8 protein-coding genes are annotated in these 16,668 nt (G+C 35.1%); 5 read left to right on the top strand and 3 right to left on the bottom strand.

The window, feature by feature from the left end; genetic code table 11:
- Nucleotides 1–47: 47 nt before the first annotated feature.
- Nucleotides 48–3,974, bottom strand: a complete 3,927-nt coding sequence (locus E4T88_RS04315; protein ID WP_228093716.1) for a two-component regulator propeller domain-containing protein — start codon at nucleotides 3,972–3,974, stop codon at nucleotides 48–50.
- An 863-nt stretch (nucleotides 3,975–4,837) separates the two neighbouring features.
- On the opposite strand from E4T88_RS04315, the gene E4T88_RS04310 reads away from it, so the two are divergent.
- The 3 genes from E4T88_RS04310 (at nucleotide 4,838) to E4T88_RS04300 (ending at nucleotide 11,584) form a co-directional block, all read left to right on the top strand.
- Nucleotides 4,838–8,029, top strand: a complete 3,192-nt coding sequence (locus E4T88_RS04310) for a SusC/RagA family TonB-linked outer membrane protein (RefSeq protein WP_135104229.1) — start codon at nucleotides 4,838–4,840, stop codon at nucleotides 8,027–8,029.
- 67 nt (nucleotides 8,030–8,096) lie between these two features.
- Nucleotides 8,097–10,124 carry a RagB/SusD family nutrient uptake outer membrane protein gene (locus E4T88_RS04305; protein ID WP_228093714.1) on the top strand — a complete coding sequence of 676 codons (2,028 nt, stop codon included), beginning with the start codon at nucleotides 8,097–8,099 and terminating at the stop codon, nucleotides 10,122–10,124.
- A 293-nt stretch (nucleotides 10,125–10,417) separates the two neighbouring features.
- Nucleotides 10,418–11,584: a BamA/TamA family outer membrane protein gene (locus tag E4T88_RS04300; RefSeq protein WP_135104227.1), complete on the top strand. Its 1,167-nt coding sequence runs from the start codon at nucleotides 10,418–10,420 to the stop codon at nucleotides 11,582–11,584.
- 5 nt (nucleotides 11,585–11,589) lie between these two features.
- Here E4T88_RS04300 and E4T88_RS04295 read toward each other — a convergent pair whose 3' ends face one another.
- Together E4T88_RS04295 and E4T88_RS04290 are read right to left on the bottom strand one after the other, a co-directional pair.
- On the bottom strand, nucleotides 11,590–12,930 hold the full coding sequence (locus tag E4T88_RS04295; protein ID WP_135104226.1) for a HAMP domain-containing sensor histidine kinase: 1,341 nt from the start codon (nucleotides 12,928–12,930) through the stop codon (nucleotides 11,590–11,592).
- The gene (locus E4T88_RS04290) at nucleotides 12,927–13,616 is read right to left on the bottom strand and encodes a response regulator transcription factor (protein WP_135104225.1); all 690 of its coding nucleotides are present in this window, start codon (nucleotides 13,614–13,616) and stop codon (nucleotides 12,927–12,929) included. Before E4T88_RS04290 ends, E4T88_RS04295 begins: the two co-directional genes overlap by 4 nt.
- Nucleotides 13,617–14,170: 554 nt before the next feature.
- Between E4T88_RS04290 and E4T88_RS04285 the strand changes: the two genes are divergently transcribed.
- Entirely contained in the window at nucleotides 14,171–15,643 is a 1,473-nt protein-coding gene (locus E4T88_RS04285) for a TolC family protein (protein ID WP_135104224.1), read from the top strand.
- A 31-nt stretch (nucleotides 15,644–15,674) separates the two neighbouring features.
- Nucleotides 15,675–16,664 (top strand): HlyD family secretion protein, encoded by a 990-nt coding sequence (locus tag E4T88_RS04280; RefSeq protein WP_135104223.1) that lies wholly within the window; start codon nucleotides 15,675–15,677, stop codon nucleotides 16,662–16,664.
- Nucleotides 16,665–16,668: the final 4 nt, after the last annotated feature.

Here is a 16,668-nt window from a genome sequence, read left to right as displayed (position 1 = left end):
GATATCAAAAATAAACCTCAAGATAATTCTTGAGGTTCATATTAATTCTATTTTTTTGCATCATCTTCATCCTGAGCTTTCATTATATACTCAGTAGGAGAAATGCCATATAGTTTTTTAAACATTGTGGAGAAATAAGATTGATTCGTAAATCCGACGGAATATGCAACTAAAGACACATCCATTTTCTTTTCTCTAAGAAGATTCGCAGCTTGCTTGAGTCGAATATTCTTAATAAAGTCTACAGGCGATATACCGGTCATATCTTTCATCCGTCGATGTAGCTGCGACCGACTAAGGCCAACTTGAGATGCCAGCATATTTACATTGAGTTCGGTATTACTTATATTCTCATTTATGACCGTAACAACACGTTCCATTAAAATATCATCGCCTGATTTGAAGTCGATCGGCTTTATTTTATCTTCTTGATCTTGAGCTCCCGAAAATTTTCCTTTAAGTAGCCTGCGGTTTAAAATCAGATTATTTATAGTGACGATTAGTTCTTCTATATTAAATGGTTTGGACAAATAGGCATCTGCTCCCCTATCTAAGCCCTGTATACGATCTTGGTATTCAGCTTTTGATGTTAGAAGAATAATAGGTATATGGCTTACATTATTATTGTTTTTAAGTCTTTTCACCAAATTCAAACCATCCATATTGGGCATCATTACATCAGAAATAATTAAATCGGGTTGTCGATCTATAGCAACTTGTAACCCATCAACACCATCAACAGCCGTAATTACTTTAAATAACTCACCCAATTCTTGAGAAAGAAAATCTCTTATTTCTTCTTCATCATCGATTATTAGAATTTTATAATTTGTTCTTCGCCTATATGATTCGGATTTTTCATTTGCTACATTTTCTATAAAGGTCCTTTGGTTTAACAACGGACGACTGTCTGATGCCTGATCTGCGATCTCATCCTTTCTCAAATGCTGATTTCCTAAAGGTATGCGAATTGTAAAACAACTACCTGTAGCACCCTCTCTGTTCTTAGCTGTAATAGCACCATAATGTAATAGCACCAATGTCCGAGCAAGGTTTAATCCTATCCCCGACCCTACAGTAGTGAACGTCTCCTGATTTTGTCCTTGATAGAACCTATCAAATATTTTTTCTATCTTCCCTTCTTCTAAGCCTATACCTGAATCAACGATTGATATCTCCATGTATTTCTGAAGTGGCCCCCAAACACTGTTATCGACTCCTGTGGCTAATGATACATTTATTTCTCCACCATCAGGAGTATACTTGAACGCATTTGATAATATATTCATCAATATTTTGTCGAAGTTATTCCGGTCAATCCACACTTCTAAGTTGTCATCTTGGTGTTGAAAGGTAAACTGAATATTTCTCCTCACTGATTGGTATTCAAAAACATCAAACAACTCTTTTATGAAACCAACCATATCAGTCTTACTAAACCTCAACTTCATTTGTCCTTTATCCAGCTTTCTTATATCGAGCAATTGATTCACAAGCCCCAATATTCGGTTTGCATTACGATGCATATTTTGCAAAGTTTGCATGGTTTCTTTATCGAAATTACTTTTCAGAAGTTTTTCCATAGGACTTATTATCAGAGTAAGAGGAGATCTTATCTCATGGGAGATGTTAATAAAAAACTGAAGCTTCGATTCATTTATCTGTTCATTTCTCTTCTTCCGAATAAGATTCACGATCAATACTCCAAAAATAAGAATGAGAAATAAGTAAAATGCATATGCCCATGTACTCTTATACCAGGGAGGTGATATAATAATAGAAAACTGCTTCGGCTGAGAGAAAGCACCAAATTTACCGGCCTTAACCTCTAATGTGTATTTTCCGGGATTCAGATGATTATATGTTACCTGATTAATTCCCGGTAGTGTTGAACTCCACTCGCTACTTAATTCTTTTAATCTATATTCGTAGTATATATTCTCCGGGTCAATGAAATCCATAGTCGAGAATTCGAATGTGAAAGTGTTGTCTTCATATGAAAATTTAAATTCTTTTGCTGATAGTATCTCCGAATCGATTATATGCTTCCCTCCTGATAATGTATTAATATTCACAGACTGATTATGGACATACAGATTAGTAGTCAATATCTCATGTTCATAACTGGGTGTAATAATATTTTCAGGATAAAAAGAAGTTATTCCATTATTCCCTCCCCAATAAATAATCCCATCAGCACCCTGAAAATAAACACCTCTATTATAAATCTTATCAAATAATCCATTTCCTATATAATAGTTTATTATTTTATTATCTTTTATTTTTATTTGATTAATACCCTGAAAGGTACTACACCAAATATTCCCCTCTTTATCTTGAGCCAAGCCACAAATAACGTCACTCGACAGCCCATCTTTTACTGTATAATTGTTTATATCCTGAGTAGCTCTATCTATAGAGAAAAGTCCATTATATGTTCCTAACCATATATTGCCATCGTTACTCTCCATAATAGACAAACATATCTGATTTGATAAAATACTATCATGCTTGATAGGAATAAAACGGTTTTGAGATGGGTCAAAACAACTCACCCCTTTATAATGGGCAAACCATATTAACCCTTTGGAATCACATAGGATAGAAGTAATCCAATCATTGCCAAGCCTACCCTTTTGCGGGTCCTCCTGCCTCATATTATATTGTTTGTGAATACCTGTTTGAGGATTATATTGAATAAATCCGGCACCAAAAGTTGATATATAGAGTAAATTATCCCTACCTTCCCTTATTGTCTTCATATAGCCATAATAAGGAATATTCAAGAAATTACATTTACCTGTTTTACGATCTAACTTAGCAAGCCCCTTACTATAAGAACCAATCCAAAGATTATTTTTTGAATCTTCCACTATCGATATTATATCATCAACATCAGTAAACTGTTTTACAACTTCTCCTTTGTTATTTAGTTTAAGAACTCCTACTCTATCTACAGTACCCCAAATATAGCCTTCATGATCCTTACATATTGATGTTATTAGATTTCCTAATTGATTTTGACTATTTATGATACTCCAAAAATTAAATTGAGTCGATTTATTAGGAATTACTAATAACCCTTTCATAAAACAACCCAACCAAAGATTTTTATCACGATCCTCTAATAGTGTATAGATCTTTGCAGTATTTATTGCTATACTATTTGTAGGATTTGTATATGTTAAAACCTTTCGGCTAATCTTATCGATATATTTCACTCCCTGCCCTTTAGTTGTAGTACTAATAAATACAGTTCCATTATGACTTAGCATCATATCGGTAATTCCATACCCAGGTTGTCCATCCCATTCTAAGGGTATAAACTTTTGACTATTTCGCTCAAAATAACTCACTGATTTTGATGTACTCATTAGCAATCTATCGTTGTCATCTTCAAGCATACAAATGATAGAATTAGAAGGAATATTCGGAGTCGTAAATTTCTTCGTTTTTTTTGTGACAGGATTCATTTGAATAAGCCCTTTGTCATTAATTCCAAACCAAATGTATTTTTCTTTATCCTGATAGACATATGCAATAAAATCGCCCGTCAACCGTGTAACCTCTACTAGAGGCTCTGCTGTCAGATTATCTCTGTTGATAGAAAAGACTCCACTACCTGCTGTCGTCACCCACATCTGACCATCATGCAACTCTATTATATTGGAAACGTGAAGAGATAAATTTTCAGGAAAACTTATTGTTTTAAAAGAATTCTCTAAAGAATTATAACATTGAATTCCCTTGTTTGTGCCGATCCATAGTATACCATTCTTATCAATCATCAATGTTTTAACATTATTGCTTAACAAAGATGTACTATCCTCTTCTAGGTGCAAATACTGAGTATATTTTATTCCATCAAATTTATTTAATCCGTAATCAGTTGCAACCCATATATAACCATTAGAATCCTGAATTATTTTATTGATAAGATTTGAGGATAGTTCTGTCATTCTATAATCTTTCATAGTGAAAGAACGATTGTGCTGTGCTGACAGTTTACTTAGGCAAAAGAATGACAATATAGATAAAAGGTATACGTATTTCATGGTTTAAGTTTAGATTGTAACAAAGATACTATTTATAAGAGAAACTTTCTTATCCATCATCAATAATGCCATTCCTTAACAATGAACTCAACAAGTATAACCCAATACACAAACAAGCCATCAACACAATATAGATCAGATAATTATAAAACAATCTGTTACTTTTTACAACCCAGGTAATATTAAAGATTTTAGGATGCGACAAAAACAAAACAATATGCGACAAGATAGATTTTGGTACAACAATTTTAAACAAATAGAAGATAGTTTCATTAAACAATAATCCATGCTAGTTTCTAGATTTGTTTAACGTATTTTTGCATAAGTGCCGGTATATATTGCATAAATATTATAGTGAAATCTGAATTATGTTCAGAAGAATATAACGATTGGTGTATAGTTTTTATAACTATCGCTGAGTGATTCTTTTTGTTATAAAATATTTTATATTATGAAAAAGCTACTAAAAATCAAATCTATTACAACTGAACTTTGGGAAAATTTAACCTAAAAAGATAATGGCTGAAAGCTGTTATTTTGAGAATCTAAATCGATAGTGTTTTATAAAAATTTCTTTTTTACTGATTAGCCTAAGTCTATGTAGAATTCCTATCAAATTCTAAAATCTTCTGTAGAATAAAACAACAAGTGATGAAAAATACAAAACATTAAATGATATATTTATGAAATAACATGTAACAAAAAAGAAATAACATCAAGCTTCTTATAAAGAAGATATTGCGAATAAAACAATTAAATTTTTAATACTTAAAATTGTTATAATGAAAAATACATTTTTATATAAACCTACTTCTCTAACCAAGAGTAAGTCGTTTTTAGTCATATTACTATTAGGTATTTTATATAGTTTACCGACTTTAGCACAGCAAAAAGGTAGAACAATAAATGGTAAAGTTTTAGATGAAACTCAAGAGGCACTCATTGGAGTTTCTGTTGTACAAAAGAATACAACGAATGCAACTGTAACAAATACAGATGGAGAATTTAATATTGAACTTACCTCAGGAGAGCAAGTCTTGATAATCTCATACATCGGAATGGAAACACAACAAATTGATGTTTCGAACAAAAATAATATCCAAATTATCTTAAAAGAAAATAACAAGAGATTAGACGAAGTTGTGGTTATTGGTTATGGTGTGCAAAAGAAACGAGACCTTACAGGCTCTATATCTCAAGTGAAAGCCGAAGACTTGATTGCTACAGCACCAACAACCATACAAGAAGCGCTGCGTGGAAAAGTGGCAGGGATGATGGTTGCAGGAGCAGATCTTAATACCGACCCCATGATTCGTATACGAGGGAATCGCTCTATTGAAGCAACCAATGACCCCTTATTTGTAATTGATGGAATACCATCAGCCAGTGGTGTAAGTGTAATCAACCCATCGGATGTTGCCTCAATTGAAGTTTTAAAAGATGCATCTGCAACAGCAATATATGGATCTCGCGGAGCAAATGGAGTTATACTTGTGACAACCAAAAAAGGAGAAGAAGGAAAAGTGAATGTAGAATATAATGGTTATGTCACTATTGGTAAAATAGATAATATGAGGAAAGTGCGAAATGCGGCGGAATATATAGAATATTTACGAGAAGCCGATCGCAAATATATATATGACGGACAAGGAGGATATACCTTAGATCCGACTTCGGCATACCCATCCATGACTCCGAATTGGGAATATGATCAAAAAATGGAATATATCACCCGCGATCAATCCGGATATGTACTTGAGTCTGTACGCAAAGCATGGGAAAGTGGGACATATAACCCATCTATGCTTCGCGGATTCAACTGGCAAATGGCAGGATACAGGGATGAGGCAATATCTCAAAATCATAACATAAGTATACGTGGAGGTAGTAAGGATACCAAAATCTTCCTATCCGGATCGTTTATGGATAATCAAGGAATTACCCCACGATCTTTTCGAACAAGATATACCTTACGCATGAATGTAGACCAAAAACTTGGTAAACATATAAATATGGGAGCCACTACAAATTTCGCTTATTGGGAATATTTTAATGGTACCGGAGTTGGAGGAAACTGGAACCCATTAGGTACTCCTTATTATACTCCGGGAGGTAGTGGTGATTACGGTAATGGAGGTGATGTTACAAAAAATGGAGATCCTGCTTTAGGATTAGTTCCACATCCAACAGGAGAAGGTATGTTATGGAACCCTTTCTATGACTTTACCGGAAATCAAGGAAAAACCAAAAGAAACCAGATTGATGCAACCCTATATGCTCAAATAACATTAGACAATGGTTTATCATACCGAGCTAATTTCGGAACAAATTATTATAGTGGACAAGAGCAGGCCTTTTACGCTTCTGCCTCTACACAACAAGGTTTTGGTCATGCCAGAGCCAATCAGAATCTGGAGTTTAAAAGAAGTTGGACCTTTGAGAACATACTCAGCTATAACAAAACGTTTGGACAACATAGCCTTAATTTAACAGGAGTACAGTCTGTTGAGAAATCAATCGATGAGCCTGTTACGGCAAGCGGTGTGGGCCTACCAATTGAGTCTCAATGGTACTACAATCTAGGAACAGCAAGTACACAATCTGCTACAAGTGGTTACACGCAATGGTCAATGATGTCATGGATGGGTCGTGCTATCTATGGGTTCAAAGACAATCGCTATATGTTAACAGCATCTATCCGTAGTGATGGTTCTTCTCGTCTGGCTGAAGGTCATAAATGGGTTGCATTCCCATCTGCATCTTTTGCTTGGCGTATTTCCGATGAAGCGTTTATAAAAAATAATATACCAGTAGTTTCTAATTTGAAGCTTCGTTTAGGTTATGGAAAGACAGGAAACTCTGCTGTTAATCCATATCAAACTATAGGACAAATCTCTAGTAGTCGCTACACATGGGGAGAGATAGGTGCAATAGGTTATGCTCCTAATTCGCTATCTAATCCACTCTTAACATGGGAAACTACAGGACAATACAACCTCGGAGTCGATTTTGGGATATTAAGAGGTCGCATCTCGGGTTCCGTTGATGTTTACAAGCAAAATACAAAGGACTTGTTAATGTTCCGTGCGTTACCTGAAGTATCTGGATTTGGTCAAATTCTTTCAAACATCGGAGAAACAGAAAATCAAGGGATTGAAGTAGCCATCTCCACTGTGAACGTTGAAACAAAAGACTTCAAATGGAATACCTCATTACAGTTTTCAATGAATAAGGAAAAAATTGTAAAATTAGCATCCGGTCTAGAAAAAGATGTCGCAAATATGTGGTTTGTTGGACATCCGGTTGATACATATTACGATTATGTAAATACTAAAAACGTTTGGGGATACTCAAAAGAGGACATGGAAGAAATGGCAAAATTTAATGCAAACGGCCATTCTTACAAACCTGGTGATTTACGTTTTGTTGATCTGGATAGAAACTACAAAATTGATGAAAAAGACCGTGATTTCCGCGGACAAAAAATGCCAAAATGGAATCTTGGTATGGGAAATAATTTCTATTATAAGAATTTTGACCTTTATATATTTATGTATGGAATGTTTGGACATACAATTTATAGCGATCCAGGAGTAGGACACGATGGACGTATGAACACACGGGTCGTAAACTACTGGACACCCGAAAATACTCAGAGCAGTTTCAGAAAACCGACAAAAGGAGATGCCGACCAACCGCATAGAGAAGCTTATTGGTATAACAAGGGAGACTTCGTTCGAATATCTGATATTACATTAGGATATACTTTACCGGCCAGTCTTACAAGGATTGTTGGTGTCGAAAAAGCTAGATTTTACGCACAATTACAGAATCCGTTCACTTTTACGAGTTATCCAAACAACGACCCTGAAGGTTCGGTTAAGGCTACAAGAGACTATGCTCGCAAACACGAATCCTATAGTGAACCTACAACCCTGAGAAATTATATGTTTGGCGTAAATTTAACATTTTAACAATTAAATAATAAGAAACATGAAATCCTTAAAATATATAATTACAATTGGAATATTTGGATGTATTATGGCATCTTGCTCAGATTTTTTGGAAGAAAAAGGATATAACACGAATTATACCTACTACAATTCCAACGAAGGGCTTAATGCGTTGGTTGTATCAGCTTACCAAAACGGAAGGGGAATGTTTTCAACATCGAATACTCCATCAGGAATAATCTTTCAGGAGATCGGTACAGATATGTACACAATAGGGGGAGACGGAGGTACTGATTTTGCTTTATATACATCAGCAATGAATCCTTCGAATGAGACATTCTCTGCCTTTTGGACAGATTGTTACAATGGCGTAGCTAGAGCTAATCTAGGGTTAAAATACATAGAATCGAATACAACGATGGCTGCTGACATCAAGAATATAAGAAAAGGTGAGCTATTATTCCTGAGAGCCTATTATTACTACGTGCTGGCTATACACTACGGTGATTGCCCGTTGGTACTAGAGCCTGTTGATGCACCAAAGCTCAACTTTGTACGTTCGCCACAAAAAGAAATTTGGGCACAAATCATAAACGATGCTACAGAAGCATGGAATTTACTTCCGTGGGCTGATGCGCAAGGTAAAGTAACAGGTGATTATGGTCGTGTAGGTAAAGGTGCTGCAGGGCATTTACTAACTAAATCGCATATGTTCCGTTATTGTCAGAAATATACACAAAGTCAGTCTGACCCTAAAATGAATGAAGATCGTGGAGCAACTACAGACGATTTAGATTTGGCTATAAAATATGCAAGTGCAGTTTGTAATTTTGGTACAGGTGCAGGAAGTGGAAGTAATCATACCCTTAGTCCCGACTATGCTGACTTATGGAGATTTAATCCTAAGACAGGAGGCCCGACTCCGGGTGATTATGCCGGTCCTGAGATTCTTTTTAGCATACAGTTCTCAACCAACCATTTTTATAACAACCAGACTCCAGACAAAGTCAATGATGGCGGTAACTGGCTGCATATGATGTTTACTACACAAGCTGACGGTATGCCTATGGTTACAGAAAATGGAAAAGGTACAGAAAGTGTAAGTAGAGGTACCAGTATGGGAATAGGTCGTGATTTAATTACTGGTCGCGGATGGAGACGGACTTCTCCAACACCTTTCTTGTATGCTGATAACGGACTATACGGACCACAGTATTATGCAAGTTCTAAACAAGGTAAACTGATAGACTCTCGTCTTTATAAGTCTCATGTATGGGTATATTATGCCAACCAAACACCTTCGGCTGATGTGAGTTGGAAATCTTTCACGAATGCCGCAGGAACCTTTGATCCTACATCGATAGGTAAGACTGAAGGGTCTCCTCGTTATGTGGTAGGCGATACAGCCATTGTATTCTCTGTAGAGAATCTGGATAAACGTTTTCAGAGTGGAACTCGTTCTGAGAAGCTTGCTTTAGCACGTTCTATGGAACCTTACTGGTATATACCAATGCAATCTATTACAAAAACCGAGATTGGAAATAGAGGTATCAGAGACGGAATAACAAATACTTTCCCTACTCTAATAAAATATTTGGATAGTCGTCGAGCATCAACCAACGATCAGGCCGGATTTAGGGATTATTTCTGCTACCGCTTGGGAGAAACATATATCTTGTTAGCTGAAGCTTTGGCTATGAAAGGGGATTATGCAAATTCGGCTGCAGCTCTAAATATTGTCCGCGAGCGCGCTGCATGGAAAGAAGGTGAAAGCAAATATTCACATTATTGGAAATATGATGGAGGTAACTACGCTGACAGAAATAAATCGACAGTAGATGAAATGAAAGTTACTGCAGGCTTTATCAGTGCTATGACCGATGATGCCAGATTAGTATTCTTCCTTGACGAAAACGGTAAAGAGACAGAAGGTGAATTGCATCGTTTTGAATATTTAGTAAGAAATGGAGCCGATTTCTTTGTCAAAATGCTCAAAGAACGCAATTCTTTTGCTGCACCGAATGTTAAACCGTTTCACCGATTCAGACCTATACCTCAAAAACATTTAGACCGAGTAAGTCCAATGGATCCAAATGGACAGAATTACGGATATTAAAGAAATGTAATTATTCTTCAAGTATAACTCATTTTGGAAAAGTCCCGAATCTTATATAAGAATTCGGGGCTTTCTTTTTTGGGGAAAAGCATTTGAAAAGCTCTCATAAAACGATTATCCGTCCTTAGACAAGCAAAAACTCCTTAAATATCATTTTAATAAAAGACAGAAAATCATTAGAATGGGATATCTAATTTTAATAACTTTCTAATTGAAAACAAGAAGAATAAACAAGCTGGAGACTCTATTTTTGTATCGTGAAAAAACCGACAAATAAATCCCTAATAAATTATATGCGATACAAAATAATACTTTTTCTCCTTATAGGAATAGTAACAACAGTGAGTGCACAAACAAATAACGAGAAAGACACAATTATAGTTGAAAATAAAGGTTTTATAAAACCAGCGATTAGTTATATCGAAAATACAGTTTTTCAATATTTACAAAAATCCGATCAAACGTCATCAGACAAATCTTTTAACTATTCTGTAATCGGAGGCCCTTATTATACGAATGAAACTAAGATTGGTATGGGGCTTATAGGCTCAGGGCTATTTCGTCTACACGGTTGTGAAAAAGATAATGATCCGTCTAATATTTCTTTATATATCAATGCCACCTCCTCGGGGGCTTATGCTCTTGGAATACGCAGTAGTATTTATTTCCCTAAAAAGAGATATTGGATAGATTCAGATATTTCTTTTTCCGATACACCTTCCCAATATTGGGGTGTTGGTTATAATGCAGGAAGAAATTCAGATTACACTGATTATAATATACAGGATATGCAGGTAAAAGTCAATTTATTCAAGAAAATAGATAACCATACTGCGATAGGTTTGATGACAAATGCTCGAGATATAAGGGGCAAATATTTTGATGATATGAGTGTGCTGAATGGAGAGAAAAGAAAAATCACAGCTATAGGTGCCGGAATGACTTTAATCTATGATTCCAGAGATAATGCTACTGAACCTCATAAGGGAATCTATACAAAAATAGGAGATGTATTCTATCCTAATTTTTCTAGTAACACTTCAGGCTTTAACAAAACAGAGATGACATTCAGATATTACAAACAACTCAATAAGAGAACTACCGTTGCTTTTGATCTTGGAGGGCAATTCAACAGGGGGGATGTCCCTTGGAACCTTATGGCTCAAGCGGGAGATGCAAGCCAAATGCGTGGATATTATACAGGACAATACAGAGATAAAAATTTCATAGAATCACAAATCGAATTAAGACAGCATATTTACAAACGAAGTGGTATGGTCGCATGGGCAGGTGCTGGAAATGTTTTCCCTAAATTAAGCGATTTCAAGATGAAAGAAACCTTGTCTACTGTTGGTCTTGGATATCGATTTAGGGTTAAAGACCAAACTAATCTTCGAATTGATTACGGGATAGGTAAAAGTCAGTCGGCATTTTATATTAACATAAATGAAGCTTTTTAATATTCTTAGTTCAGAGTAAATTCAATCGTAAAAGTGGTTCCTTTATCTAAAACAGAATGAATATTTATTATGCCTTTATGCAGAACTATTACTTTTTTTACCAAAGCTAACCCGATACCATTCCCCTGTACATATTTTTTGTTAGTTCCGCGGAAAAACGGAGTAAATAGATGTTCTATCTCATCCTCGGGAATACCTATACCGCTATCTGAAAATCGCAAAATAACTCTTTTGTCAATAAGGGAGATTTCAACAGTAGAAGTTTTATTATCCGAATATTTGCAATTATTCTCCATTAGATTAACAAAGGCTGTCTTTAAAAGATACTCATTTCCAATAATAGATAGTTCTGTATTCTCCATAATGCCTTGATTGAAAATAAGCTTAATATCATATTCAGGATTTCCTTTTAAAACTAATTCTACTGCCTCTAAGAGTGCTTCATCAATCTTTACGGGACTCATTGACATATTGTTTTCATCGTAACTGGCTTTTGCCAAATCGAGTAAACCATTAAGCAGTTTTATCAGTTTACTTGTATCCTGACGCGAGTTTATTAAAGTATTTCTATATTCTTCTGCGGTACGTTCTTTTAATAATGATAGATCTATTTCTCCTATAAGTGTTGCCAAAGGTGTACGAAGTTCATGTGATACATTGCTGACAAACATTTTCTGCGACTCAAAGGATGTCTCTATTATATCCAATGCTTTATTAAATGATGCTGCAAGTTCTCCAAATTCATCTTTCTCATTATATCCTATCAGCCGCAAATGGAGTTTATTAGCCGTTATATCTTTCATTCTATCCGAAATAGTTCCTACCGGTTTTAAAACGGATTTTGCCAGATAGTATCCGAGGGCACATGCCGCAAGTAAAGAAACCAAGCTTAATATAAGAAGGTAAAGAACCAATTTTTGCATTTTGATCTGTCCATAGTTATCATGTCCAGATGTAATTACTGCATAATTTACATTCTGATGAGTAAAGATAAATCCGATGGTCTGGAATTTCCCTTCATTTTTCGTATAGTCTTCTTTTGTCTCAAATATCTCTTTTAGTATAGTTGTTAGTTCTTGTGTTCTGTTAGAAATTTTATCTGCGTCGGTATAAAGAAGCTTGTAATTACTATCATATATAGAGACATCTATTTTATCTAATTCTTTCTGGATAACTTTTGCTTTCAAAAAAAGTTCGGTTCTTGCAGCTCCTTCCTTTTTTAGATCTACATAAAATTCCTGCATCCTTACCCTAGTGGATACAATATAGTTGAGTGCAACAAATACAAACATTACAGCAGTTATCACAGCTGTAATACGAAGGGCTATCCTAGTGCGTATTTTCATTCTTCACTTTTTAGTATAAAACCTAATCCCGGACGTGTGTGTATGAGTTTCGAATCGAACCCTTTATCAATCTTCACCCTTAAGTAATTTATATAAACATCGATGAAATTAGTGCCCGTGTTGAAATGAGTATCCCAAACTTTTTCAGAGATTTCAGTTCGCGATAGTACACGTTCGGGATTGAGCATCATATATTGCAACAAGTTAAACTCCTTGGGTGTAAGTTTCATCTCTCGATCACCTCTCGTCACGGTTTTATTATCTAAATTTAATTTTATATCGGCATATTCTAAATGATCCGTTTTAACTGTTGCCGATACGCCATTTTTTCTTTTTAGCAAAATATTTATACGAGCATTTAACTCTCTCAAGTCAAATGGTTTTACCATATAATCGTCCGCACCCGAATCAAAACCATCTAGTTTATCATCTGTTGTGCCTAAAGCCGTAAGCATAATAATTGGAATTTCGGGCTGAACTGCCCTTATCTCCTTACAGAGTTCGAAGCCATTGATATGCGGTAGAATTACATCTGTAATTATTAGATCATATATATGATTATTTACGAGGCGTTTTCCCATTTCGCCATCAAAAGCCAAGGTAACAATATAGCCAAATTCTTCCAACCCTTTTTTAAGAAGTTCGGCAATCCTCAGTTCATCTTCTACTACCAATATCTTTTTCATTCGTAATATTATTAATGTATTAACAATAATCTGTATTTAAAGTTTTGTATAACCTTTTGCCTCCAGATTTGCAAAAGAACCTATATATAGAGAGTTTATCAAATACGAATATAAAAACATATTTACCTGAGTTTTTTATAATTGATTTTGTACTTTAAGATAGCCACCACTTCGTATCACAAGCGATAGAATTTATTGAGAAAATCACATAGTAAAATAAAACAAAATATACTAATCTTTATCAACTAACTATATATATTTTACATGAAAAATAACCAATTTACCTTTATTTACTTTATAATACAGATAATAATAGACAAGCTCAGATTATTAAATACACATATTCTCGGGTAATAACACAGACGATCGAACGACTCTTTTAACTCATATTTCTATCTATTATACAAGCATTAGAAAATCATTAGAAACCAAAATTCAATTCTAATATTTTTGTAATGAAACTTCTGATAAATAAACAGTTGACTCCCTCTACCTTTGTAACACGAAGATTAATGTGCAGAGTTAATATTAAAAAATTATAATAGTCAATTAATATGAAGTTAGTTTATAATACCAAAAGAACTTTTACTCGCCAAGTCATCATCACTTGTATTTTCCTGTTTCTTTCAGTAGCTTCTTTATCAGCACAAGAGAGAAAAAGGCAGATAAGCTTTGAGGAGGCATATCAACTGATGAACAGAGACAATAAAACATTGAAGATTGCAAATAAAGAAATGGAATGGGCTAAAAATGAACAACAGCGGCTGAATTCTTTTTGGTATCCGCAAGTAATGGCAACCGGAGCATATATGCATATGGTGAATGATATAGAAGTGAAAGAACCATTATCTCAATTCACAAATCCGACTACAGATTTCATTCACTCTATTGATCCAAATGAACAGTTTATATCCTCTATCCTTAATAATTTAGGAAAAAGTTCTTTCAGTGTTCCTATTTTACCACAGAATATGACAAGTATTGATGCTATTGTTACTATGCCGGTTTTCACGGGTGGAAAACGAATATATGCCTGGAAAATAGGCAAATTAATGGTAGATATTGCTGAAATAAATAAAGAGAAAATAAGTGCAGATCAACAAATCCTTTTAGTTGAAGCTTATTATGGTTTGCGTCTAGGACAAAGAATAGTAGAAGTAAAAAAAGAAACATATAATGCACTGGAACATCATTTCCAAAATGCATTGAAACTCGAAGCCAACGGAATGATAAATAAAGCTGAAAGACTATTCTTTCAGGTAAACAGGGATGAGGCCAAGAGAGAACTTGAGATTGCAGTGAAAGATTTGGAAATAGTAAAAAATGCCTTTAAAACACTAACAAAAATAGAGTCAAAAGATAAGATCCTCACTACTACACCCATGTTCATTAACGAATCTATGCCGGAGATTATATATTTTAAGAATCTTATTCTAGAAAAAAACCATTTGGTGAATGGATTGATGACACAACAATACATTCAGAAAAACGAAGTAAAAATAGCTAAATCAGCCTATTTGCCGAATATAGAATTGTTCGGAAAACAAACGCTCTATTCGAATGGAATTCCTAAAAATATAGCCCCACGCACAATGGTAGGCGTTGGTTTCTCTTGGAATATATTCGACGGACTGGGTCGTGAGAAGAGAATAAAGCAAGCAAAAATAAAGAGCGTCATTTTAGAAACTGAGAAGGAAAAGATTGTAGACGATATAACTCTGACTGTAGATAAGTTTTATAATCAAACCCAATCAGCTTTGGTGAATGTGTCAGCTCTTAAAACCACAATAGAGATGAGTCTGGAGCTTTTACGTTCACGTCAAAGAGCATTTACCGAAGGCATGGCATCTTCATCCGAAGTAATTGACGCAGAGCTAATACTTTCAAAAGTACGTATAGCAACTCTAATGGCTTACTACCAGTTCGATTCGGGTCTGATAAATCTATTAGCAGTATGCGGAATACCTGAAACATTCCATCAATACAGCCTATCGGGTAAGGACGAAAGTCAGATTCTTTTAAAATAAAAACACTTAAAAAAATATTAATTATACAGTTATGGATAAAAATAAAAAATATATAGCAATAGCATTTGTAGTGGTACTTATTTTAGTAGTTGTTATCACTACTGTTGGAATTATTTCTTTGGGAAACAAACCCGAAATACTACAAGGACAAATAGAGGCGACAGAGATCCGTATATCAGGAAAAATACCGGGACGTATCGATAAATTTTATGCAGAAGAAGGGCAAAATGTAATGAAAGGAGATACACTCGTAATTATAAACAGTCCCGAATTCTCAGCAAAATATGATCAGGTAAGTGCATTGGGTAATGTAGCGATCTTTGAAAATCAAAAAATAGAGGAAGGCCCCCGTAAGCAAATTGTAGAAACAGTACGTCAGGTATGGGAAAAGTCAAAGTCAGACCTCGAGTTGGCAAAAACTACTTACAACCGAATCGAACTGCTTTACAAAGATAGCGTAGTCACAGTGCAGCGTTTTGATGAAACAGTAGCATTATATAAAGCAGCACAAGCTGCTGAAAGGGCAGCCTACCAAGAATACCAAATGGCAAAGGACGGAGCGAGAAAACAAGACAGAGAAAGCTCAAAGTCTATAGTCAATGCCGCCAAAAGCACAGTAAAGGAGATTGCCTCCCTTTTAGAAGAGACAAAATTAATTGCGCCTGAATCAGGACAAATTGCGGTTGTTTACCCTAAGCGTGGAGAATTAGTGGGCCCCGGAACACCTATAATGTCACTCGTGGTACTTGACGATGCCTATGTAGTATTGAACATAAGGGAAGACCTCATGCCGTACTTCAGAATGGGAGGAAAATTCAAAGGAGATGTTCCATCTATCAATCAGCAAGGAATCGAATTCGAAATATATTATGTAAGCCCATTAGGGAGTTATGCTACATGGAAATCTACGAAACAGAGCGGCTCATATGATATGAGGACTTTTGAAATAAAAGCACGCCCAAGAGAGAAGGTTGCTGACCTTCGTCCGGGAATGTCGGTACTTGTAACAATGAGTAAATAAGCCT

The sequence above is a fragment of the Dysgonomonas mossii genome, from assembly GCF_004569505.1.
Taxonomy (GTDB): domain Bacteria; phylum Bacteroidota; class Bacteroidia; order Bacteroidales; family Dysgonomonadaceae; genus Dysgonomonas.
Note: the sequence above shows the minus strand (reverse complement) of the source record. Positions and strands in the feature narration are given on the sequence as shown.